At 67.4% G+C, this 18,964-nt stretch carries 19 protein-coding genes; 13 read left to right on the forward strand and 6 right to left on the reverse strand.

Annotation, left to right across the window (positions count from 1 at the left end; all coding sequences use genetic code 11):
- Nucleotides 1-99 precede the first annotated feature (99 nt).
- The 5 genes from NI2_RS06845 to NI2_RS06865 all read left to right on the forward strand — a co-directional run bounded on the left by NI2_RS06845 (nucleotide 100) and on the right by NI2_RS06865 (nucleotide 4,919).
- Entirely contained in the window at nucleotides 100-1,305 is a 1,206-nt protein-coding gene (locus NI2_RS06845; protein WP_084476091.1) for a lipid-transfer protein, read from the forward strand.
- A gap of 39 nt (nucleotides 1,306-1,344) precedes the next feature.
- Nucleotides 1,345-1,779, forward strand: a complete 435-nt coding sequence (locus NI2_RS06850) for a type II toxin-antitoxin system Rv0910 family toxin (protein ID WP_067487566.1) — start codon at nucleotides 1,345-1,347, stop codon at nucleotides 1,777-1,779.
- Nucleotides 1,780-1,781: 2 nt separating this feature from the next.
- Entirely contained in the window at nucleotides 1,782-2,645 is an 864-nt protein-coding gene (locus tag NI2_RS06855; RefSeq protein WP_067487568.1) for a MaoC/PaaZ C-terminal domain-containing protein, read from the forward strand.
- A gap of 104 nt (nucleotides 2,646-2,749) precedes the next feature.
- Nucleotides 2,750-3,631 (forward strand): SDR family oxidoreductase, encoded by an 882-nt coding sequence (locus NI2_RS06860; RefSeq protein WP_067487570.1) that lies wholly within the window; start codon nucleotides 2,750-2,752, stop codon nucleotides 3,629-3,631.
- A gap of 25 nt (nucleotides 3,632-3,656) precedes the next feature.
- Nucleotides 3,657-4,919, forward strand: coding sequence for an acyl-CoA dehydrogenase family protein (locus NI2_RS06865; protein WP_067487572.1), 1,263 nt, complete (start codon nucleotides 3,657-3,659; stop codon nucleotides 4,917-4,919).
- 53 nt (nucleotides 4,920-4,972) lie between these two features.
- On the opposite strand, the gene NI2_RS06870 is transcribed toward NI2_RS06865, so the two are convergent.
- The gene (locus NI2_RS06870; protein WP_133734172.1) at nucleotides 4,973-5,389 is read right to left on the reverse strand and encodes a hypothetical protein; all 417 of its coding nucleotides are present in this window, start codon (nucleotides 5,387-5,389) and stop codon (nucleotides 4,973-4,975) included.
- Nucleotides 5,390-5,718: 329 nt separating this feature from the next.
- On the opposite strand from NI2_RS06870, the gene NI2_RS06875 reads away from it, so the two are divergent.
- From NI2_RS06875 to NI2_RS06890, 4 genes are all read left to right on the forward strand, one after another.
- Nucleotides 5,719-6,294, forward strand: coding sequence for a DUF2637 domain-containing protein (locus NI2_RS06875; RefSeq protein WP_067487576.1), 576 nt, complete (start codon nucleotides 5,719-5,721; stop codon nucleotides 6,292-6,294).
- Nucleotides 6,295-6,368: 74 nt separating this feature from the next.
- Nucleotides 6,369-6,869, forward strand: coding sequence for a pyridoxamine 5'-phosphate oxidase family protein (locus NI2_RS06880; RefSeq protein ID WP_067487578.1), 501 nt, complete (start codon nucleotides 6,369-6,371; stop codon nucleotides 6,867-6,869).
- Between the two features lie 52 nt (nucleotides 6,870-6,921).
- Nucleotides 6,922-7,563: a TetR/AcrR family transcriptional regulator gene (locus tag NI2_RS06885; protein ID WP_067487580.1), complete on the forward strand. Its 642-nt coding sequence runs from the start codon at nucleotides 6,922-6,924 to the stop codon at nucleotides 7,561-7,563.
- On the forward strand, nucleotides 7,560-9,152 hold the full coding sequence (locus NI2_RS06890; protein WP_067487583.1) for an MDR family MFS transporter: 1,593 nt from the start codon (nucleotides 7,560-7,562) through the stop codon (nucleotides 9,150-9,152). Before NI2_RS06885 ends, NI2_RS06890 begins: the two co-directional genes overlap by 4 nt.
- Before the next feature lie 16 nt (nucleotides 9,153-9,168).
- Here the strand turns inward: NI2_RS06890 and NI2_RS06895 are convergent, their stop codons facing one another.
- Nucleotides 9,169-9,954, reverse strand: a complete 786-nt coding sequence (locus NI2_RS06895; RefSeq protein WP_067487850.1) for a helix-turn-helix domain-containing protein — start codon at nucleotides 9,952-9,954, stop codon at nucleotides 9,169-9,171.
- 54 nt (nucleotides 9,955-10,008) lie between these two features.
- On the opposite strand from NI2_RS06895, the gene NI2_RS06900 reads away from it, so the two are divergent.
- Genes NI2_RS06900 through NI2_RS06910 form a run of 3 tightly spaced genes read left to right on the forward strand, consistent with a single transcriptional unit; the run spans nucleotide 10,009 to nucleotide 13,326 of the window.
- Nucleotides 10,009-10,899 (forward strand): alpha/beta fold hydrolase, encoded by an 891-nt coding sequence (locus NI2_RS06900; protein ID WP_067487585.1) that lies wholly within the window; start codon nucleotides 10,009-10,011, stop codon nucleotides 10,897-10,899.
- 55 nt (nucleotides 10,900-10,954) lie between these two features.
- Nucleotides 10,955-12,244: an oxygenase MpaB family protein gene (locus NI2_RS06905; protein ID WP_067487852.1), complete on the forward strand. Its 1,290-nt coding sequence runs from the start codon at nucleotides 10,955-10,957 to the stop codon at nucleotides 12,242-12,244.
- Between the two features lie 17 nt (nucleotides 12,245-12,261).
- Nucleotides 12,262-13,326, forward strand: a complete 1,065-nt coding sequence (locus tag NI2_RS06910) for a lipocalin-like domain-containing protein (RefSeq protein WP_084476093.1) — start codon at nucleotides 12,262-12,264, stop codon at nucleotides 13,324-13,326.
- Nucleotides 13,327-13,348: 22 nt separating this feature from the next.
- On the opposite strand, the gene NI2_RS06915 is transcribed toward NI2_RS06910, so the two are convergent.
- The 3 genes from NI2_RS06915 to NI2_RS06925 all read right to left on the reverse strand — a co-directional run bounded on the left by NI2_RS06915 (nucleotide 13,349) and on the right by NI2_RS06925 (nucleotide 17,258).
- Nucleotides 13,349-13,972, reverse strand: a complete 624-nt coding sequence (locus NI2_RS06915; RefSeq protein ID WP_067487589.1) for a TetR/AcrR family transcriptional regulator — start codon at nucleotides 13,970-13,972, stop codon at nucleotides 13,349-13,351.
- Nucleotides 13,973-14,083: 111 nt separating this feature from the next.
- Entirely contained in the window at nucleotides 14,084-15,859 is a 1,776-nt protein-coding gene (locus NI2_RS06920) for a hydroxysqualene dehydroxylase (RefSeq protein WP_067487591.1), read from the reverse strand.
- On the reverse strand, nucleotides 15,849-17,258 hold the full coding sequence (locus NI2_RS06925) for an NAD(P)/FAD-dependent oxidoreductase (RefSeq protein ID WP_243750061.1): 1,410 nt from the start codon (nucleotides 17,256-17,258) through the stop codon (nucleotides 15,849-15,851). The genes NI2_RS06920 and NI2_RS06925 overlap by 11 nt, the downstream gene beginning before the upstream one ends.
- A 202-nt stretch (nucleotides 17,259-17,460) precedes the next feature.
- Between NI2_RS06925 and NI2_RS06930 the strand changes: the two genes are divergently transcribed.
- Nucleotides 17,461-18,108: a TetR/AcrR family transcriptional regulator gene (locus tag NI2_RS06930; RefSeq protein WP_067487594.1), complete on the forward strand. Its 648-nt coding sequence runs from the start codon at nucleotides 17,461-17,463 to the stop codon at nucleotides 18,106-18,108.
- Nucleotides 18,109-18,205: 97 nt separating this feature from the next.
- Here the strand turns inward: NI2_RS06930 and NI2_RS06935 are convergent, their stop codons facing one another.
- Nucleotides 18,206-18,946 (reverse strand): VWA domain-containing protein, encoded by a 741-nt coding sequence (locus tag NI2_RS06935; RefSeq protein WP_067487596.1) that lies wholly within the window; start codon nucleotides 18,944-18,946, stop codon nucleotides 18,206-18,208.
- Nucleotides 18,947-18,964: the final 18 nt, after the last annotated feature.

The following is an 18,964-nucleotide window of genomic DNA, read 5'->3' on the forward strand; positions in this document are numbered from 1 at the left end:
GTCCCCCGAACGGCCCGCTGCGGTCCTCGTCGGGTGGCAATCGAACTCATAGCGTCATAGGTGACAGCCGCATGGCTGATCTATGGAGAGGACTGTCCTGTGAAGCAACGGGTATTCGTCGTCGGTGTCGGTATGACGAAATTCGAGAAGCCGGGTCGGCGATTCAACGAAGACGGCAGCATCTGGGACTACCCGGACATGGCGCGGGAATCGGGCACCAACGCCCTCACCGATGCCGGGATTTCCTATACCGAGGTGCAGCAGGCCTACGTCGGCTATGTGTACGGCGAGTCGACGTCGGGGCAGCGGGCGGTCTACGAACTCGGCATGACCGGTATCCCGGTGGTCAATGTGAACAACAACTGCTCGACCGGGTCGACCGCGCTGTACCTGGCGGCGCAGGCGATCCGCGGCGGCCTGGCCGACTGCACGCTCGCGCTCGGTTTCGAGAAGATGCAGCCCGGCTCGCTCGGCACCACCTTCGACGACCGCGAGCAGCCGATGGCCAAACACATGCAGGCCCTCGCCGAAATCTCCGAGGTGCTCTTTCCGCCCGCGCCCTGGATGTTCGGCGCCGCGGGCCGGGAGCACATGAAGGAATACGGCACCACCGCTGAGCATTTCGCGAAAATCGGGTTCAAGAACCACAGGCACTCGGTGAACAACCCGTATTCGCAATTCCGTGACGAATACACCATGGACCAGATCCTCGATTCGCGAATGATCTACGACCCGCTCACCAAACTCCAATGCTCGCCGACCTCCGATGGTTCCGGCGCGGCGATCCTGGCGAGCGAAGATTTCGTGACCGAGCACGATCTCGCCGACCAGGCGGTCGAAATCGTGGGTCAAGCCATGACCACCGACTTCGCCTCGACCTTCGACGGCACCGCCAAGAACATCATCGGCTACGACATGAATGTCGCCGCCGCGGTCGAGGTGTACAAGCAGGCCGGTCTCGGTGCCGAGGACTTCCAGGTCATCGAACTGCACGACTGCTTCTCGGCGAACGAACTGCTGCTCTACGAAGCCCTCGGCCTGTGCGCGCCGGGCGAGGCGGGTCGGTTGCTCGACGACAACCAGACCACCTACGGCGGCAAGTGGGTCGTGAACCCCTCCGGCGGCCTGATCTCGAAGGGGCACCCGCTCGGCGCCACCGGATTGGCGCAGTGCGCCGAGCTCACCTGGCAGCTGCGCGGCACCGCCGATGCCCGTCAGGTCGACAACGTGACCGCTGCCCTGCAGCACAACATCGGCTTGGGCGGCGCCGCGGTCGTCACCGCGTATCAGCGCGCCGACCGCTGACCGGCCTTCCACCACACCACCATTCGCAGGAGAACACTCATGGGTCACATCGAGAAGACCGCCACGCTCAACGCCCCCGCCGAGAAGCTGATGGGCGTGATCACCGACCCGTCCACCTGGGGCGACTGGTTCACCATCCACGAGCGCTGGATGGTCGAACCGCCGGCCACCCTGACCGAGGGCGCGACGCTGACCGCCAAGATCTTCATGCTCGGCATGGCCAACAAGATGGAGTGGGTCGTCGGCGAGGTCGCCCCGACCAAGCTGGTCATGACGGGCACCGGGATGGCCGGGGTGAAGGCCACCTTCTCCTTCGACCTGACGCCCGACGGCGACAAGACCGAGGTCCAGGTCGCAGGGGAATTCGAGGGCTCGCTGATCAAGGGCGCCCTCGGCAAGGCCGTCGAAAAGGACGGCACCAAGCAGCTGCAGACCTCGCTGGACAAGCTCGCCGCCCTCGCCGCCGGAGCCTGACCATGGGCGACGTCTTCGAGTTCGACCGCGACGGTCTGAACCTGTGGTCGGACGAAGAGCGGTTCGAGGTCACCAGGGAGCGGCTGGCCGAGTACGCGGCCGCGACCAACGACCCGATCCCCGCGCATCGCCGCGGTGACGTGGGCTCGCCGGTGTTCGCCATCGTCCCGGCCTTCGACGCGCTGATGGCGCCCGCCGTCGACGTGGTGCCGATGGATATCTTCGGCCGGATCACCCACGGCGAACAGGACTTCCACTTCCACCGCCCGATCAAGCCCGGTGACAATCTGGTCTCGCGCGGGCGCGTGATCGGCTGGGAGACCAAGTCCACCGGCTCGCTGGTCTACATCCACCTCACCTGCAAAGACGAGGTGAGCGGTGACCTGGTCAACGAGCAGTACCTGTCCGGGTTCTTCCGCGGGGTGGACGCCGGCGACAGAGTCGGCGAGGCGATCCCGGTGATCGAGCCCCATACCGAGCGCAAACAGTCCTCGCCGCAGGCGAAGACCGCCCACCATGTGGACGACGACCAGACGTTCCGGTACGCGCCCGCCTCGGGTGACCCGGTGCCGCTGCATCTGGACGAGGAAGTCGCCAAGGACGCCGGTCTGCCGGGCATCATCGCGCACGGTCTGTGCACGATGGCGATGGCCGGGTGGGGTGTCCTCGCCGAAGTCGCCGATTCCGATGTTTCGCGGGTGCGGCGCTTGGCCGTGCGTTTCTCCGAGTTCGTCTTCCCCGGTGACGACCTCGAGACGCGAATCTGGAACGCGGGCACCGACAACGGTGTCACCACGTACGCGTTCGAGACCGTGCGAGGGACCGATGTGGTGCTGAGCAACGGCATCGCCGAAATCGTGGACTGACCCATGACCCGCCCGCGCCGAATCCTCGTGCGCGGGCAAGTCTCCGCCGGCTGTCGGACCCACATCCGTGGCGACCGACCAAGACTGTGAACGAAGGAGTAGGCATGGGTGGCCTGGCAGGACGGGTCGCGGTGATCACCGGTGCCGGTCGCGGTATCGGACGTGAGCATGCGCTGCTGTTCGCCCGCGAGGGTGCCGCGGTCGTCGTCAACGACCTGGGCGGCAGCAACAGCGGTGACGGTGTCGATGTGGGCCCGGCGCAGGAAGTGGCGAACGAGATCGTCGCCGCGGGCGGCCGGGCGGTGGCCAACACCGATGACGTCGCCACCTGGGCCGGAGCTGAAGCCCTGATCGCGCAAGCGATCTCGGCATTCGGTGGCCTCGACGTGGTCGTCAACAACGCGGGCATTCTCCGCGACGGCTTCATCCCCAGCCTGTCGGAGTCGGACTGGGACGCCGTGGTCGCGGTGCATCTCAAGGGTCATTTCGCGGTCATCCACCACGCCTCGGCGTACTGGAAGGCCGAGGCCAAGGCAGGCCGTCGACCCAACGCGGCGATCATCAACACCGCCTCGGCGTCGGGCGTGACCGTGCCCAACGCGGGCCAGGCCAATTACGGTTCCGCCAAGGCCGCGATCGCGGCGCTGACGCTGGTCGCTGCCGACGAGCTCGAGCGTTACGGCGTGCGGGCCAACGCGATCGCCCCGATCGCCCGCACCCGCCTGACCCTGGCCACCCCGGGAATGGGCGCGCTGATGGCGGCCGAGGCGGCCGAGGCCGAAGCCGAGGGAAGCTTCGACGCTTTCAGCCCGGCCAACATCTCACCGCTTGTCGCGTACCTGGCGGGCGAGAAGTGCCCGATCACCGGCAAGGTGTTCGCGGTGCAAGGCGGCGCGATCAGCGAACTCGCCGGCTGGCACGACGTCAAGACCATCGAGACCGACGAGGCGTGGTCGATCGACGACATCGCCGCCCGACTGCCCTGAACCACGAATCCTGGAGTGAACAACGATGTTCGAATGGTCCGAGACCGACGAGATGATCCGCGAATCCGTGCGCGCGTTCATCGACAAGGAAGTTCGTCCCCACATCGACGAACTCGAACACGGCAAGCTGCCGCCGTACGACATCATGCGCACCCTGTTCAGCCAGTTCGGGCTCGATGTGATGGCCGGTGAGGCTGTCGACAAGATGCTGGCGAAGGAACAGGCCAGGGCCGACCGGATCGCGGCGGGGGAGCCCGCGCCCGAGAAGCCGGACAAGAAAGCCGCGTCGAACCCGCTTGCGGCGCAGGGCAGTATGGCCGCGGTACTCGTCAGCGAACTGACCGGCGTCACCCTGGGTAGCGTCGCGGCGGTCGGTGTCAGCCTCGGGCTCGGGGCGGCGACCATCGCCGCACGCGGCACGCTCGCGCAGAAGCAGCGGTGGCTCAAAGACATCGTCACCCTGAAGAAGGTGGCCGCGTGGGCGATCACCGAGCCCGACTCCGGTTCCGACGCGTTCGGCGGCATGAAAACCTACGTCCGTCGCGATGGTGAGGACTACATCCTCAACGGGCAGAAGACGTTCATCACCAACGGCCCGTTCGCCGACACCGTGGTCGTCTACGCCAAGCTCGACGAAGGCGACGGCGGCGACAAGCGCGACCGCAAGGTGCTCACCTTCGTGCTGGACAAGGGCATGGAGGGGTTCACTCAGGGCAAACCGTTCAAGAAGATGGGCATGCATTCCTCGCCCACCGGTGAGTTGTTCTTCGACAATGTGCGGCTGAGCAAGGACCGGCTGCTCGGTGAGACCGAGGATCACCAGGGCGGTGACGGCCGCGAAAGCGCGCGGGCCAGTTTCATCGTCGAACGGGTCGGCTGCGCGATCTTGTCGATGGGCATCATCAACGAATGCCACCGGCTGTGCATCGAATACGCCAAGTCGCGCAAGCTGTGGGGGCAGGAGATCGGCCGCTTCCAGCTGGTCCAGTTGAAGCTGGCCGAAATGGAGATCGCGCGTCTGAACGTCGAGAACATGGTGTTCCGGGCATTGGAGAGCTCGGCGGCGGGCAAGATGCCGACGCTGGCGCAGGCCTCGGCGATGAAGCTGTATTCCACCAGGGCCGCCACCGATGTCGCGATGGAAGCGGTGCAGTTGTTCGGCGGCAACGGCTACATGGCCGAGTACCGGGTCGAGCAGCTGGCCCGTGACGCGAAGTCGCTGATGATCTACGCGGGTAGCAACGAGATCCAGGTGACCCACGTCGCCAAGGGCTTGCTCGCGCAGTGAGCCGTGCGCTCGCTGACCGCCGGCATCGGGCGGTCAGCGAGTCGGCCGTTGTATCAGTTGGAACCGCTGGGCAGCCCCGCCGAGCCGCTGCCCAGCTGGGGGTCACCGGTGACCTCGACGACGAGGGTCTTGGTGGAGGAGCCCTGGGTGGCCACGATCGTGTACGTGCCCTTGGCCGGCGGGCGCCAGGTGCCGCGGATCGCGCTGCGCTGCCGGTCCGGGTAGTCGAGGCGCTCGGGTGAGGTGAGCTCGCTGCCGTTGATCGTGACGGTGGCGGGCAGTGCGTAGTCGGCGCCGAACATCCGGGCCATGACCGTGCAGTTGGCACCCACATAGTCGCAGGCGACGGGCACTTCGCTGCCCAAGGCGTAGATGGTGATGTCCTCCACCTCCGCCGAGGCCGCGGGAGCCAGGGTGGCCGGGAGGATCAGTGCGCCCGCCGCGAGGGCGGTCAGTCCTGCGATTCGCATGGGTTCGGTGGTCCTTCGCATCGGTGTAGTCGGCCCCGGGGTTCGATCGGGACCGCGTGAAGCGGAAGAGTTCCACAATTCTCCCAGGGCCGGTACCCCGAAAACCCACGGCTTGACCCTGGCTTCGCGCCGATCGCCGGATCCGGTGCCGCGCGCCGAAATGCTGTTGCGAATCGTGTGTGACGGGACTTTACGGTGTCCGCTCGGTCCGCTCGCGGCGCGGCCCGCCGCGTGCCCGTACTCTGTTGAGTGCCTGCGTATTTGGCGGTCAAAAGCCCGTAGAATGGAGCCCGATGGACCACTCGGACCGTTTCCCTCGTCCTGTTCCAGTGACGGTGCCGAAGCTACTGGTCGGTTTAGGGGCGGTACTGGTTGTCGCCGCGGCGATCGCATCCTTCACCTTCACCTCGACTCTCGCGGCGGTGGCGGGGGTTCCGGAGCACCTGACGTGGTTGTGGCCGCTCGTCGTCGGTCTGACGGTCGCGCTGGTCGCCTGCACTTTCATCACGCTGGTCGGCATCCGTGACGAGAAGGCCACGTCCCTCGTCCGGTTCTACGAGTTGCTGCTCCTCGTCACCGTGGCGGCCAGCATCTGCGGCAACGTCGTGTCCATCTCGCGCGATCCGATCCAGATGGGGACCCTCGCGACCGCGATCGTGGTCTCGGTTCCCCCGATCTGTCTGATGGTCTGCGTCGGAAACTGCCTGCTGCTCACAGCGGTCGTCCCCGTGCGCATCGTGGCCGCCATCCCGCAGGACGACTGGCGGCTCAGAGTCCTCGGCATACCGAGTACACCGGCGCCGTCCAAGGACCAGGAGACCGCCCAGCAGGAAAGCGCCTCCTGGTGGGAACAGCACCGCAACGAGGCGCGGACCCCACCCGCGACCCCGAAAACCCGCACGTAGGCAGACCGACCGCGGTGCGCTGTTCGGCTGAGTAGGGTCGGCGGAAAGTGACCAGGACCGGAAGGTGGCCAGTAGTGGGGATCGATCAGCGAGCCGTGGTGCGGATGAATGCGCTGGAAATCGCGGAATTTCTCGACAGCACGAGGGTGCTCACACTGGCCACCCTCGACCGGTCCGGAAAACCACACCTCACCGCCATGTGGTTCGGCCACATCGACGGAGTCGTCTACTTCGAGACCAAGTCGAAGTCGCAGAAGGCGGTGAACCTGCGCCGCGATCCGACCATCGCGTGCATGGCCGAAGCGGGCGACACCTACGACCAGCTGCGTGGCGTGTCGATCGAGGGCACCGCCCACCTGATCGAGGACACACAGGACGAGGAGTACTGGCGGGCCGCCATCGACATCTACGAACGCTATGTCGGTCCGTACAGCCCCGAGGTCCATCCGTTCGTCGAGCAGATGATGAACAAGCGCATCGTGATCCGGGTCGACCAGACCAGGGTCAGGTCGTGGGATCACCGCAAGCTCGGCCTGCCCGCGATGCCGCTGTCGGGTCGTACCGCCGAGGCCTGAACCCATGTAGTTGCAGTTTCTGAAAAATTGCAGTTTGTGCTAACTTGGCGGCATGTCTTCCGAGCCGGCCAAGCGGCCCTCGATCGGTCTGCGTGAACAGAAGAAGCAGCGGACCCTGATCGAACTGTGCCTTGCCGCACGGCGATTGGCGGTCGAGCACGGGCTGGACGCGACCAATGTCGACGACATCGCCAAGGCGGTCGGCGTCTCGCCGCGCACCTTCTTCAATTACTACGACACCAAGCTCGACGCGGTGGTCGGCCCGATCGGCGACATCGGCACGCCCGAAGCACGGCAGGAGTTCGTCGCGGGCGGTCCGACCGGGGTGCTCATCGAGGACCTCACCTGGCTGCACGCCGCCGGATTCCAGCCCGAAAACGAAGTGCGCGAAGGTATCTCGTTGGTCACCGAGCTGATCACCGCCGAGCCGAGAGTGCTCGCCGCCTTCATCGCCTCCGGCGCCCGTTTGGAAGCCGCCACCGCCGAACTCCTCTCGGCGCGGCTCGGTGCCGAGGTCGAGCCCGAATTCGCCTCGCTCACCGCGGGAATCATGACGACCATCACCACGCGGGCGGCGATGTCGCTGGCCGCCGATCCGAACGGGTCGCTCGCCGCAGCGCTGCACGAGCACTGCGCCATGGCCGCCCGGCTGTTCGACCGGCCGGACGGCACGACAAGGGAGACGCACCGATGACCACGACGGCCGACTCGCCGCCGACTCCGATCGTCCTCACGCAGAAGCGGATCTGGCTGATCTTCTCCGCGCTGATCGCGGGTATGTTCCTGGCCAGCCTCGACCAGATGATCGTCGGCACCGCGATGCCGACCATCGTCGGCGAACTCGGTGGGGTCTCCCACATGGCCTGGACCGCCACCTCGTATCTGCTCGCCACCACCATCGTGATGCCGATCTACGGAAAACTCGGCGACATGTTCGGCAGGCGCTGGCTGTTCCTGTTCGCGATCACCGTCTTCACCGCGGCCTCCGTCGGTGCCGCCGCGTCGACGGGATTCTGGGAGTTCATCGCCTTCCGCGGCCTGCAGGGCGTCGGTGGCGGCGGTCTGATGATCCTGGCGCAGGCCATCATCGCCGACGTTGTGCCTGCCAAGGACCGCGGCAAGTACATGGCGCCGATGGGCGCTGTCTTCGGCATCACCTCGGTCGCCGGGCCGCTGCTCGGCGGTCTGTTCGCCGACCACCTCGACTGGCGCTGGTGCTTCTGGATCAATGTGCCGATCGGCATCGCGGCGCTGTTCATCGCCTTCCGCTATCTGAGCATCCCCAGCCATCGACCCAAGTTCCGGCCCGACTACCTGGGCATCGTTCTCATGTCGGCCGCGACCACCCTGCTGATCCTGATCACCGACTGGGGCGGCAAGCAGTACGAGTGGGGTTCGACGGTGATGCTGTCGATGATCGCGGCTTTCGTCGTCGTGGTCGCGGCGTTCGTCTTCGTCGAGTCGCGTGCCGAGGAACCCATGCTGCCGCTGTGGCTGTTCCGCAATCGCACCTTCGTGCTCACCTCGGTGATCGGATTCCTGGTCGGCCTGGTGATGTTCGCGGCGATCGGTTTCATCCCGACCTACCTGCAGATGGCCAGCGGCACTTCCGCCTCGGTCTCGGGTCTGCTGCTGATCCCGATGATGATCGGCATGATGCTCACGCTCATCACCTCGATGAACGTGATCACCAAGACCGGTCGCTACCGGGTGTATCCGCCCATCGGCGCCGCCCTCATCGCCCTCGACATGCTGTGGCTGACCCGGCTGGACGCGAACACCTCGATGTGGGTGGTCTCGGCCATGCTGTTCGTCATGGGCGCGGGCCTCGGCCTGATCATGCAGATCATCGTGCTCGTGGTGCAGAACGCGGTGGCCCCCGACCAGATCGGCACGGCGACCAGTGCCAACAACTACTTCCGTGAGATGGGTGGCGCGCTCGGCATCGCGATCTTCGGTTCCATCTTCACCGGCCGGTTGACCGAGAATCTCACCGGCGCGTTCCAGGCGAACTGGCAAGAAGCGGCGGCGGCGAACATCGACCCGAGCGCGCTGATCCCCTCGGTGGTCAAGAACCTGCCGGACAAGCTGCACGACGCGATCGTCGGCGCCTACGTCGACGCGCTGGTCCCCGGCTTCTGGTACCTGATCCCCGGTGCGATCCTCGCGTTCGCGCTCGCGTTGTTCATCCCGCACCTGACGCTGTCCGACGAGGCAGGCATGGTCGCGCGCGGCGAAGCCGTGATGGCCGAGGAGGAGCCGGACCTGGTCAAGGAGGGCTGAGCGTCCGGGCCGCGCCTCAGTCGTCGATGTGCAGTTCGGCGCCGAGGGCGGTGAAGGAGGTGGGAGTCATGCCGAACATGGCCCGGAACGTGTCACTCAGGTGCGAGGGTGAGGCGAAGCCCGCGTCGGTGGCCGCTCGGGTCAGGTCGTGGCCCTCGGTGAGTGCTTTCGCCACTCGCAGCATTCGCGCCCATTGGACATAGCGGCGGAAACTCGTGCCGGTCTGCTCGGCGAAGGTGCGCAGGAAGTACGAGGTGGAAAGCCCTGCGGCCAGGGCCTTTTCGGCCGCGCGTTGCTGCTGGGTCGGGTCGGCGCGGATCTGGGCGGCAGCGGCGGCGATGCGGGGATCGCCGATCGTCGGGACCGGGACGCTGGCCAGATCGAGCACTCGATCGATATCGGGGTCGGGGGAGTTGCCCAGGTCGATCAGGTCGGCTTCGTTGCGCTGATCGGCGCTGAAACCGCCGATGTCGCGCGACATCCCGCCGAGACAACGGGTCATCCGGGACGAGGTCGGGTCGAAGAAACAGAACAGTCTTCGCCCGTCCGTGTCGAGAATGTGGTGGGTGACCCGGGCACGGAACAGGAAGCTGCGCGCGGTGACATCGGGAACGCCCGCCGCGCGGACCCGGAACGGCCCGTCCAAACCCACACCGAGACTCGCCACGGCGGTGGAATGCGGCCCCAGCGCCATACCGGGACCGATATAGACCGCGTGTCCGAGACGCAGCCACAGCCGTGCCGGTGCGGTGGCGGCCGCTGGATCAGTAGCGCACGTTTCTGGAAGTGCGGGCAACGCCATGCACGCGACCATACATCCACCGATCGTCACCACCGTGCGAGATGTGGAGCAGAGATGACGACAACCTTCGAACTGAACGAGGTCGGCGTCGACGGCGCGCGCCTAACCTATGCCGATGTGGGACAGGGTGATCCGCTGGTTCTGCTGCACGGCTGGCCGGAGAGCCACGCCGCGTGGCGGCATCAGATCGGGCCGCTGTCCCGATCGCGCCGGGTGATCGCCCCCGACTGGCAAGGCTGGGGCGCTTCGGCTCGTGACCTTCGGTTGAGCTGCGACTACGACACCGAGGTCGACCGGATCGCGCGACTGTTCGACGCGCTCGGCCTGGGCCGCGTCGATCTGGCCTGTCACGACTACGGCGGTTTCCTCGGACTCGGGTTCGTGCAGCGATACCCCGACCGGGTCCAGCGTTTCGCGATCCTCAATTCCCGGGCTCACCGCACCTTCACCACGCCGTACTACCAACTGTTCGGGCTGTTCTCCGCCGCGGCGCGACGCCCGCTGCTGCGCCCGCTCCTCACGGCACGAACGATCGGACTCGTCCACCGCCTGGGATTGGCACAGTTCGTCCGCAACGGCTCGTTCGACACCCAACGCCTGGCCGGTTACCTCGATTTCCTGAACACCCGCGAAGGACGCCGCTGGTACGCCCATTTCTGGGCGGGCTACAGCGTCCGGGTGCGCCCGGAACTCGCGGCCGGGCTCGCCGCCATCCGCTGCCCCACCGCAGTGATCTGGGGCGACAAGGACCCGGCGATCCCGTTTCGCTATGCCGAAGACCTCGCCGCACACATCCCGCACGCGACTCTCGTCCGGATCGCCGGCGGACGTTTCATCATGGAACAGCGTCCCGCCGAGGTCACCGAGGCATTGCAGGCATGGTTGCGCCGCCCCGTCGAAGGCGCCAGTTCCGTACTTTCAGGTACGGAAGACTATTCGACATAGTATGGTCGACTGCGATCGCAGTCAGCGGGTGGATGCTCACGTCAGGAGGCCCGGTGTGGCCGAATCCGTCGAAGGTCAGGTCGAATACCTTCACGCCGGGGCAACGGTGAAGTGCCCCACTGCGTTTCGCTACTGGGAGGTGCGCGACGCCCCGCTCGTGCGGCGCCTCGAACGCGTCTTCACGGCCGTGACCAGGCAGCGGCTGTTCCCGACCGACGAACAGGCGATCGCCCTGTGCGAAGACCTGTTCGCCGGTGACCCGGTGGCCGAGCGGTTCGTCGCGGAGGTGATGCACGGCGAGATCGGGCCTAAAGCCGGGCGCCGGATGCTGGAGCAGGCCCTGCGCGAGGGTATCGACGCGGTGCCGGAGGCGCCGGAATCGATGCGTGAACTGTTCGCCGAGTTCGAGACGGTGCCCGACTGGGTGGTGCCCGAACTCGTCGAGCAGGGTGCCGCGATCTGGCGGCGCTGGGGCACCATGCTGTTCAGTTTCGCCGGGGCCGAGACGCTCGAGATGTACACCGAGGCGGCGGTCGCCACGCCGCTGTCGCTGGCCGGTGGGTACGCGGGCGACAGCGCGCTGCGCCGGTTCCTCGAGACCTGCCGGTTCTGGATGGACGTCTCCGAGCGCGGCGCGCTGCTCACCGCCGGCTCGGCGGGCCGGGCCACCGCGCTGAAGGTGCGGGTCATGCACGTGTCGGTGCGTGCGAAGGTCGCCGGTCATCCCGAATGGGACATCGAACGGTGGGGGCTACCGATCAGCCAGACCTACCAGATGCTGACCCTGCTGGCGGGCAGCGTGACGCCCGGGCTCGGTCTGTGGGCGCTGGGCTATCAGACGACACCGTCGGAAATCCGTGCGCTGCTGCACTTCCAGAAGTACATGGGCCACCTGCTCGGGGTCCGGCTGCGCTGGTATCCCGACACGGTTCTCGACGCACTGCGCGTGCTGGCGATGACCATCGCGTCGCGGTCCTACGACGCCGGACAGCACGGGACCGAACTGATCGAGTCGTACCCGGCGGCGTTCGCGCCCCGCGACGGTCATCGCGGCCTGGCCCGGCTACGCGAGATGTACAACTTCCGGATCAACTCGGTCTACGCCGCGATGTACATGGCTCCCGGTACGCGTCGGCACTACACCATGCCACCGGCGTTCCCGTGGATCCTCGTCCCGATCGTGCGCTTCCCGCTGATCACCGTGACGGAGCTCGTGCGCCGGTTCTGCCCGCCGTTCGCGCGGGCACACGAGAAACTCATGCTCGCCCATCGCGAGAACTGGTACCGAGCCCAGATGCGGGGACGCGAAGCCGCCTTCGACGCCGGCGGGGCCCTGCGCCGATGAACCGACGGAAAGCGACCATGACTGCCACCGACATCGTCGAAGTATGGAACGGGCCCGGCCGCGGCGACGGCGAGCTGACGCCGATCGAGCCGCACCACAACGCTTTTCATCCCGCCGCGAGCAGGCTCGCCTTCGAACACTGGTATTTCGACGCGCACCTCGACACCGGCCACGTGGTGATCGGCTTCCTGATCAAACGTCGCCCCGAGGACCTGCCACTGTCGCGACCCTGGGTGGAGATGATCGTCTACGCGCCCGACGGCACCCGCCGCCAGGTGTCGCGGCGGTATCCGCACTCGGCGGCCGCGTTCTCACCGGATGCCTGCGATGTGCGTATCGGTGACAACACCGCCCGCACCGAATCGCATGACGACGGTCTGCCCACCCACCATCTGCGGATGGCGGAGGGTGGCTTGGTTTTCGACCTGCGGTTCCACAACGAGGTCCCCGGCTGGATGCCCGGCAAGGGCGAAACCCGTTTCGGCGGTAAGGATTCCTTCGGCTGGATGGTCGCCGCGCCCCGCGCGCGAGTGACCGGGACCATCGAGCTCGACGGCGCACGGCACGAGGTCACCGGACGTGGCTACCACGACCACAACTGGGGCGTCGGTGACATGAAGAAGATCATCGAGCGCTGGCACTGGGGCCGGTTGTACGTGGAGGACTACTCGCTGCTGTTCGCCTCGGTGCTCACCCAGCAGCGCAAGGGCGGCCACGAGATCAACCCGTTGATGCTGGCCGACCACGCCGACATCGTGCTGTCCACCGGCGAGACAGTACTCACCGAGGGCCCCGCCCGCTTCGACGCCACCGCGGGCCGCACCTACCCCGAATGGGTCGAACTGCGGGTGCCCGGGCGACTCGAACTGCGCTTGGACATCACCCGGGTCATCCACGCCCACGATCTGCTCGACGATCTGCCGGTCGTGCGTTCACCACTGGTCAAGCCGCTTGTACACCGGCTCGTCGGGCACCCCGGCTACTTCCGGTTCGAGTCGACCTTCGAGCTGAGCGTGCACACCGGCAACGGCACCGCACAGCGGGACGGAACGACGCTGCACGAACTGGTCGCACTGACCTGAGCGCCGCCGCGGAAATGCGGGATCAGCACCGCGGCCCGGCACTGGTGATGAACCGGAAGAACTCCCGACGCTGATCCGCGGTGGGCACCGGCAGATTCTGATTGCCGTGCACGAAACCGATGCCCGCGAAGCACATCAGCCCGGCCCGCATCTCCGACTGTTCGGGCGAGAACCCCAGCTCGATCAGGGCTTTGGACAGGGTGTGGAAGATCCGCTGATCCAGTGCCTTCACCGCCTCGGCCACCTTGGCGTTGGTGCGTGCCCAGTCGCGGACCGCGAGCTCGATCTGCCAGACCCGCTCCTCGGTGAGCAACGCGCCCATGCGTTCCAGGCGTTGCTCGACGGGCAGTTCGTCGAGGTCGTGGAAGCCGCGGGCGGCGTCGTTGTGATCGGCGCACCAGAACTGCGCTGTCGTCTCGAGCAGCTGGTCGATGCCGTCGAAGTGCCAGTAGAAGCTGCCTTTGGTGACCCCGAGTTCCTCGCAGACCTTGGCGATGGTGACGGCTCCGACGCCGTCACGCAGCAGCACCCGCAACGCCGCGTTCGTCCAGTCCTCGACACCGAGCCTGCGGGCCGCTTTCCGGGCCGCCGCTTTGCGTTTGGACACCGGCGCCGGCGGTCGGGAATTCCCGGGCTCGTCGATCATGGCCGTCTCCTCTCGGCATCGCGGGCGGTCTACCGTTCGGTCCGCGGTCACCGGACAGTGTTTCACGGAGCCGGCCTGCCACGTGCCGATGGTGTGGGCGCGCTGACCGAATCAGCTGTCGAGCAGGTGCGGCAGTCCGGCTCGGAAGCGGTCGGCGTCGACGGCTTTGGCACCGGCGAAGACGGGCAGGTCGACCAGCGGGAAGCGGGTTGCCCGGCTGCCCGGATCGTCGGCCGAGTCGAGAACCGCATTGGCCGCGGCGCGCCCGGATTCGTTGGCCCCCTCCATCGTCGCCAGGTCGATATGGCTGCGGATGTGGTCGCCGCCGAAATAGAGGTTCGGAATCGCGCAGTGCGCGTCGGGCCGGTTGTCGTAGGACCCGACCGTATTGACCAAGAGCGGCGTCTCGTTGTGAATGCCGTTCCCGGACCAGGTGATGCCGGGATCCAGGTGCCAGGAGTGGATGTCCTCGTCGCGCAACCAGCCGGTGCCGGTGTTGAGCCAGGTCGTGAGCTGCGCCCACACCTCCGCCGCGATCTCCTCGGCACCGCACTCCTTGGCGGTGCGCCCGTAGAGGATCCCGGGGGTGTCCCAGTCGGAGATGTCGACCGACAGGCATTCCACGACGGAGCCGTCGCCGTAGGTCGCGGCGAAATCTCCCACCCACATCGGTGCCTGGCGCAGCGCGGTGATCGCCCACGGTGACCCGAGTGCGGCGATGTGGCCCTCGGGGATGTCGGTGGGGCGGCGCAGGAAGTACTGGATGCCGACCATCCAGTCCGTGACCAGCTCGCGCATCCCGGCCAAGCGTGGGTCGGCGTCGAGGATGGCCGGGCTCAGCAGGTCGACCACCCGGTCGACGGGAACGGCGCAGATGTAGTGATCCGCGGTCACCGTGGTCGTGCCCCCGCCACCGGTCACCGTGGCCGACTCGATCCGGCCGCCGGCCAGCCGCAACGAGGTCACGGCCCGGCCCAGGACGAACCGGACGCCGAGAGAACGTAGATACGCCACCCACGGATCGATCCACGCGGCGTTGGTCGGCCGGTTGAGGATGCGGTCCACCCCGCCGGAGAACTCCGGAACGAGCCCCGTGCCTGCCAGGACGAGTGCCTCGCCGATGGTGCCGATCGTGCGCGCCGAACTGGTCTGCGGTTTGGCGGCCACGGTGATCCGGGTCAGCGCGCTGACCAGGTACTTGCGATAGGCAGCCGACTTGCCCTCAGCCCGCATGATCTGTTCCCAGGTGACGTACTCCCACTGCCCGAAGCGACGTTCCGTGCTCGAGGTGAACCACATGGCCATCTGTTTGGCGAAGAAGGCCAGTTCGTGGGCGGGCAGGTCGGGAATGAACCGCAGCGAACCGATGACGCTGTTCTGGATCACCTGCGGGGTCAGCTGGGTGAGGCCGCCCGGTTCGACAGGAAGGAAGATCGGCGCGGTGTTCTCGAAACCGGCGACCGTGCCCTCGACCCGCACGAGATTGTCGAGCACGCCGTTCGGGTTGCCCGGGAACGGGATTCGGCTCATCGTATCGGGGACATTGCGGTAACAGCCGGGAAAGAAGCGGAAGCCGTGCTCGCCGGGCAGATCCTGCCTACCCGGGCCGGCCGTGCCGGGAACGCCGAGGCTGCGGGCTTTGCCGCCCAGATGAGCGGGTTCGTAGACGGTCACGTCGTAGCCGCGTTCGGCCAGTTCATGCGCCGCGCTCAGGCCCGCCATCCCGCCACCGAAGATCGCGACGGTTCTGCCCGTCGTTCGCAGCAGCGGCGAGCGTGGGCCGGGGGCGGCGCCCACCGTGGGTGCCGGGACGGCCAGCGCGGCACCGACAGCCAGCCCGGCTCGCAGGGCTGTGCGGCGGGTGCAGGTGAACGGGCTATCGGACATGCTGAGCTCCGGATGTCGCAGAGGTGATCAGGGTGGGCGTCGACAACCGAGGGGGAATGCCGCGCAACGTGGTTCGCGTCATCTGTCGTTCGGCGACCGCGTCGCGGATCTCGCGCACCATGTCGGCGAGGACGGCGGGAACCTGATCGCGTTGATGGCGCAGCGCGTCCCAGCCGAGCCGCAACGCGCGAACCGGGGTGTAGAGATCGGCGGGTGTGCGCGTGCGCGAGAAGATGCCGGTGGTGATCTCGGCCAGCTCGCTGTCCACCTCGGCGCTGCGGTAGAGCTCGATCTCCAAGGGCCGCATGGCCTCGCCGCGGGCGAGCCGGTTGGTCCAGTGGAAGATGTCGCGGCACTCGATCACCCGCGCGCGCTCCCACTGTGCCAGTGCCGCATCCAGATCGGCCGGGTCGTCGAGGACATCGGTGACGGCTTCGGCCAGCCGCCGGCCGTAGTGCAGTGCGTCGCGGATCCCCTGCGCGGTGACGGGATCCTTGAAATGGCCCGCGTCGCCGGGCAGCGCCCAGCCGGGGCCCGCGGAACGGCGGAAGTACGAGGCGATGCCGACGGCCGACCGGACGCGCCCGACTCGTTCGCAACCGCGTAGCCGGTCGAGCAGCCCCGGAATCCGTTGAACCGCCGAGGAATAGCGGTGCTCGGCCACGCCCGGGCCGAGTTTGCCCTCGGCGCGTGGCGGTTGCACCAGGCTCAGTACGAGACCGTCGTCACAGGGGAACGCGGTGCCCAGATCCGCCCCGACCCGCCACTGCGCGGCGATGTGGCGTGCGGCATCGGGCGAGTCACGCCAATAGGCGAAATAGCAGTCACGGCCGCTGGGCACCGTCAGGAACGGCTCCTCCGCCCCGATCGCGCGGGCGACGGTGCTGCGCCGCCCGTCCGCACCGACTACCAGCGCCGCCCTGATCTCGGTGACAGCGCCCGCGCTGTCGCTGTAACGCACACCGGCGCAGCGGTTTCCGTCGAAGACCACTGACTGCACCCGGCATCTCGGCCGCACGTCGGCGCCCGCCGCGATCACCGCCCGCACGAGCACTCCGTCGAGTCCGGTCCGCCGCACGCACATCGCGTAGTCGATGCCGTCGACCGGCTGGAACGCCGACCCGATACCGAATCCCGCGCCTTCGGCGTAGGCGTGGGTCAGCTGGGGCGCGCCGAGCGCGGCCACCTCGGGAAGGACGCCCAGTCGCTGGAGTTCGGCCATGCCCGCGGGCCAGAGCAGATGCGTGGACAACGTATCCGAGGGCAGGGGGGCGGAATCCAGGACGATCACTCGTCGACCGGCCGCGGCCAAGGGCAGCGCTGTCGCGGAGCCGGCGCAGCGCGCACCGACCACGACGACATCGGCGGACTCGATGCTGGGGACGGGGGAAGGGGTCATGTGAGCCGCCTCGGTCATCGAGTCTCGGACAGTGTGTCCGATAGAATGATGAGCTGCGTCACATCCCGAGTCAATACCGCACGGCCACAAGATGTTTGCCGGAGGTGTACCGCTCCCGGGAGCGAAATACGCGGCGCGGCAGGCACAATGAGGGCATGCCACCTGCACACGAGCGCGGCGCCGAGCGGGATCCAGGGCTCCGATGCCCTCGCTGACGCGCGTCCCGCGATCGGCCCGCAAATCCTCCGACGACCGGCGGGTGGAGTTCGAGCGCCGGGTACTGAGTGCGGTGGAGGACCTGCTCGCAGACGGCACGCCGTACACCGAGCTCGCCGTGCAGCGGATCGCGGCCGCGTCCGGCGCGGCCCGGTCGACCTTCTACCGCTACTTTCCGGACAAGAGCAGCCTGCTGGTCCGGATGGCCGAACTGGCCACCGCCGACCTCTTCGCGGCCGCCGAAACATGGTGGCGCGCCGAACACACCGACGAGCAGGCCGGTGTCGTCGCGGCGATCGCCGCGATGATCAGCGGCTTCCGTGCACACCGCTACCTGCTGCTCGCCCTGAGCGAGGTGTCGGCCTACGACCGCGCGGTGGCGCGCTACTGGCGGACGAGGGTTGCCGGCTTCGCCGAACTGGTGTGTACCCGCCTCGACACCGAGCGCGCGGCAGGCCGCGTAGCGCCCCGACTCGACCCGCAGTCGACCGCCCTGGTTCTCACCTCGATGGTCGAACGGACACTCACGGTCGCTTTCGCTTCGGATACGGGCATCACCGACGAGGAACTGGCCGCATCGCTCGGCCGCGCCATCTGGCTCGTCGTCTACGGCGACGCACAGACGACCGCCTGACCCCGCCGGCGTGATCCGCCGACGAACGCCTGCGTGTCGCATTCCTCCGGTCCGAACGTCGGCTGAGCGTGGTCACCACTTCTCGCCGCGCACGCGGTCAGGGGGTGCAGGTAAGGCCGGTCAGCACCGCGTTCAGTTCGGCGAGTGTTGTCACGGAATGGAAGTCGCCGCCGGACAGTCTGCCGATCTCGCGCAGCGACTCCGGATCGGTGGGCACCGGGACCAGGCTGCGGCCGTTTGCCTCGGGAACTTCGATTGTTCCACCGCTGGTTCCGAGTGAAACAGCCGAGATCCCGGCGTACTGCCGTCTCGCTTCGCGGGCGGCGGTGAAGGCGCCGCGGGAATCGTCGAGATCGGCGGGCACGGTCTGTTTGCCGTCGGAAAGCAGGACGATCCGGCGCGGACCTTCGAGCGACGCGACCGCCTGCGGCGCACCGAGCGCGGCGAGCGCGGTGAAGATCGCTTCGCCGGTGGCGGTGCGTTCGGCCAGCCGAACGGCATCGATCGCGCGTTTGAAGAGGGTGCGGTCGGTCGATGGGCTCACCTGCACCGATGCGGTTCCGGCGAAGGTGATCAGGCCGAGTTGCGTGCGCGGCGGCGGCTGGTCCGCGTACTCCTTCGCCGCGGTAGTCGCGACGGCGAGCCGGGTAGGAGCCACATCACCTGCCTCCATCGACAGCGAGGTGTCGAGCACGAACATCACCACCGCGTCGCAGACCGGGAGCCCGAGCTTCGGTTGTGCGTGACCGGAGATCGTGTTCGCACAGGCGGATGTGAGACCGACTACCGCAGCCAACAGGCAGGCCGCTACCGACAGCTTCGAATGCCCTTGGCGCACAGAGCCAAGCTACCAGCG

The organism is Nocardia ignorata NBRC 108230 (assembly GCF_001612905.1).
Classification (GTDB): Bacteria; Actinomycetota; Actinomycetes; order Mycobacteriales; family Mycobacteriaceae; genus Nocardia; species Nocardia ignorata.

Excerpts from the sequence above, each read along its gene's own strand:
- NI2_RS06860 (WP_067487570.1), top strand. The coding sequence starts at position 2,750 with ATGGGTGGCCTGGCAGGACGGGTCGCGGTGATCACCGGTGCCGGTCGC.
- NI2_RS06890 (WP_067487583.1), top strand. The coding sequence starts at position 7,560 with ATGACCACGACGGCCGACTCGCCGCCGACTCCGATCGTCCTCACGCAG.
- NI2_RS06915 (WP_067487589.1), bottom strand. The coding sequence starts at position 13,972 with ATGATCGACGAGCCCGGGAATTCCCGACCGCCGGCGCCGGTGTCCAAA.
- NI2_RS06925 (WP_243750061.1), bottom strand. The coding sequence starts at position 17,258 with ATGACCCCTTCCCCCGTCCCCAGCATCGAGTCCGCCGATGTCGTCGTG.
- NI2_RS06870 (WP_133734172.1), bottom strand. The coding sequence starts at position 5,389 with ATGCGAATCGCAGGACTGACCGCCCTCGCGGCGGGCGCACTGATCCTC.
- NI2_RS06865 (WP_067487572.1), top strand. The coding sequence starts at position 3,657 with ATGTTCGAATGGTCCGAGACCGACGAGATGATCCGCGAATCCGTGCGC.
- NI2_RS06920 (WP_067487591.1), bottom strand. The coding sequence starts at position 15,859 with ATGTCCGATAGCCCGTTCACCTGCACCCGCCGCACAGCCCTGCGAGCC.
- NI2_RS06850 (WP_067487566.1), top strand. The coding sequence starts at position 1,345 with ATGGGTCACATCGAGAAGACCGCCACGCTCAACGCCCCCGCCGAGAAG.
- NI2_RS06900 (WP_067487585.1), top strand. The coding sequence starts at position 10,009 with ATGACGACAACCTTCGAACTGAACGAGGTCGGCGTCGACGGCGCGCGC.
- NI2_RS06885 (WP_067487580.1), top strand. The coding sequence starts at position 6,922 with ATGTCTTCCGAGCCGGCCAAGCGGCCCTCGATCGGTCTGCGTGAACAG.
- NI2_RS06910 (WP_084476093.1), top strand. The coding sequence starts at position 12,262 with ATGACTGCCACCGACATCGTCGAAGTATGGAACGGGCCCGGCCGCGGC.
- NI2_RS06855 (WP_067487568.1), top strand. The coding sequence starts at position 1,782 with ATGGGCGACGTCTTCGAGTTCGACCGCGACGGTCTGAACCTGTGGTCG.
- NI2_RS06895 (WP_067487850.1), bottom strand. The coding sequence starts at position 9,954 with ATGGCGTTGCCCGCACTTCCAGAAACGTGCGCTACTGATCCAGCGGCC.
- NI2_RS06930 (WP_067487594.1), top strand. The coding sequence starts at position 17,461 with ATGCCCTCGCTGACGCGCGTCCCGCGATCGGCCCGCAAATCCTCCGAC.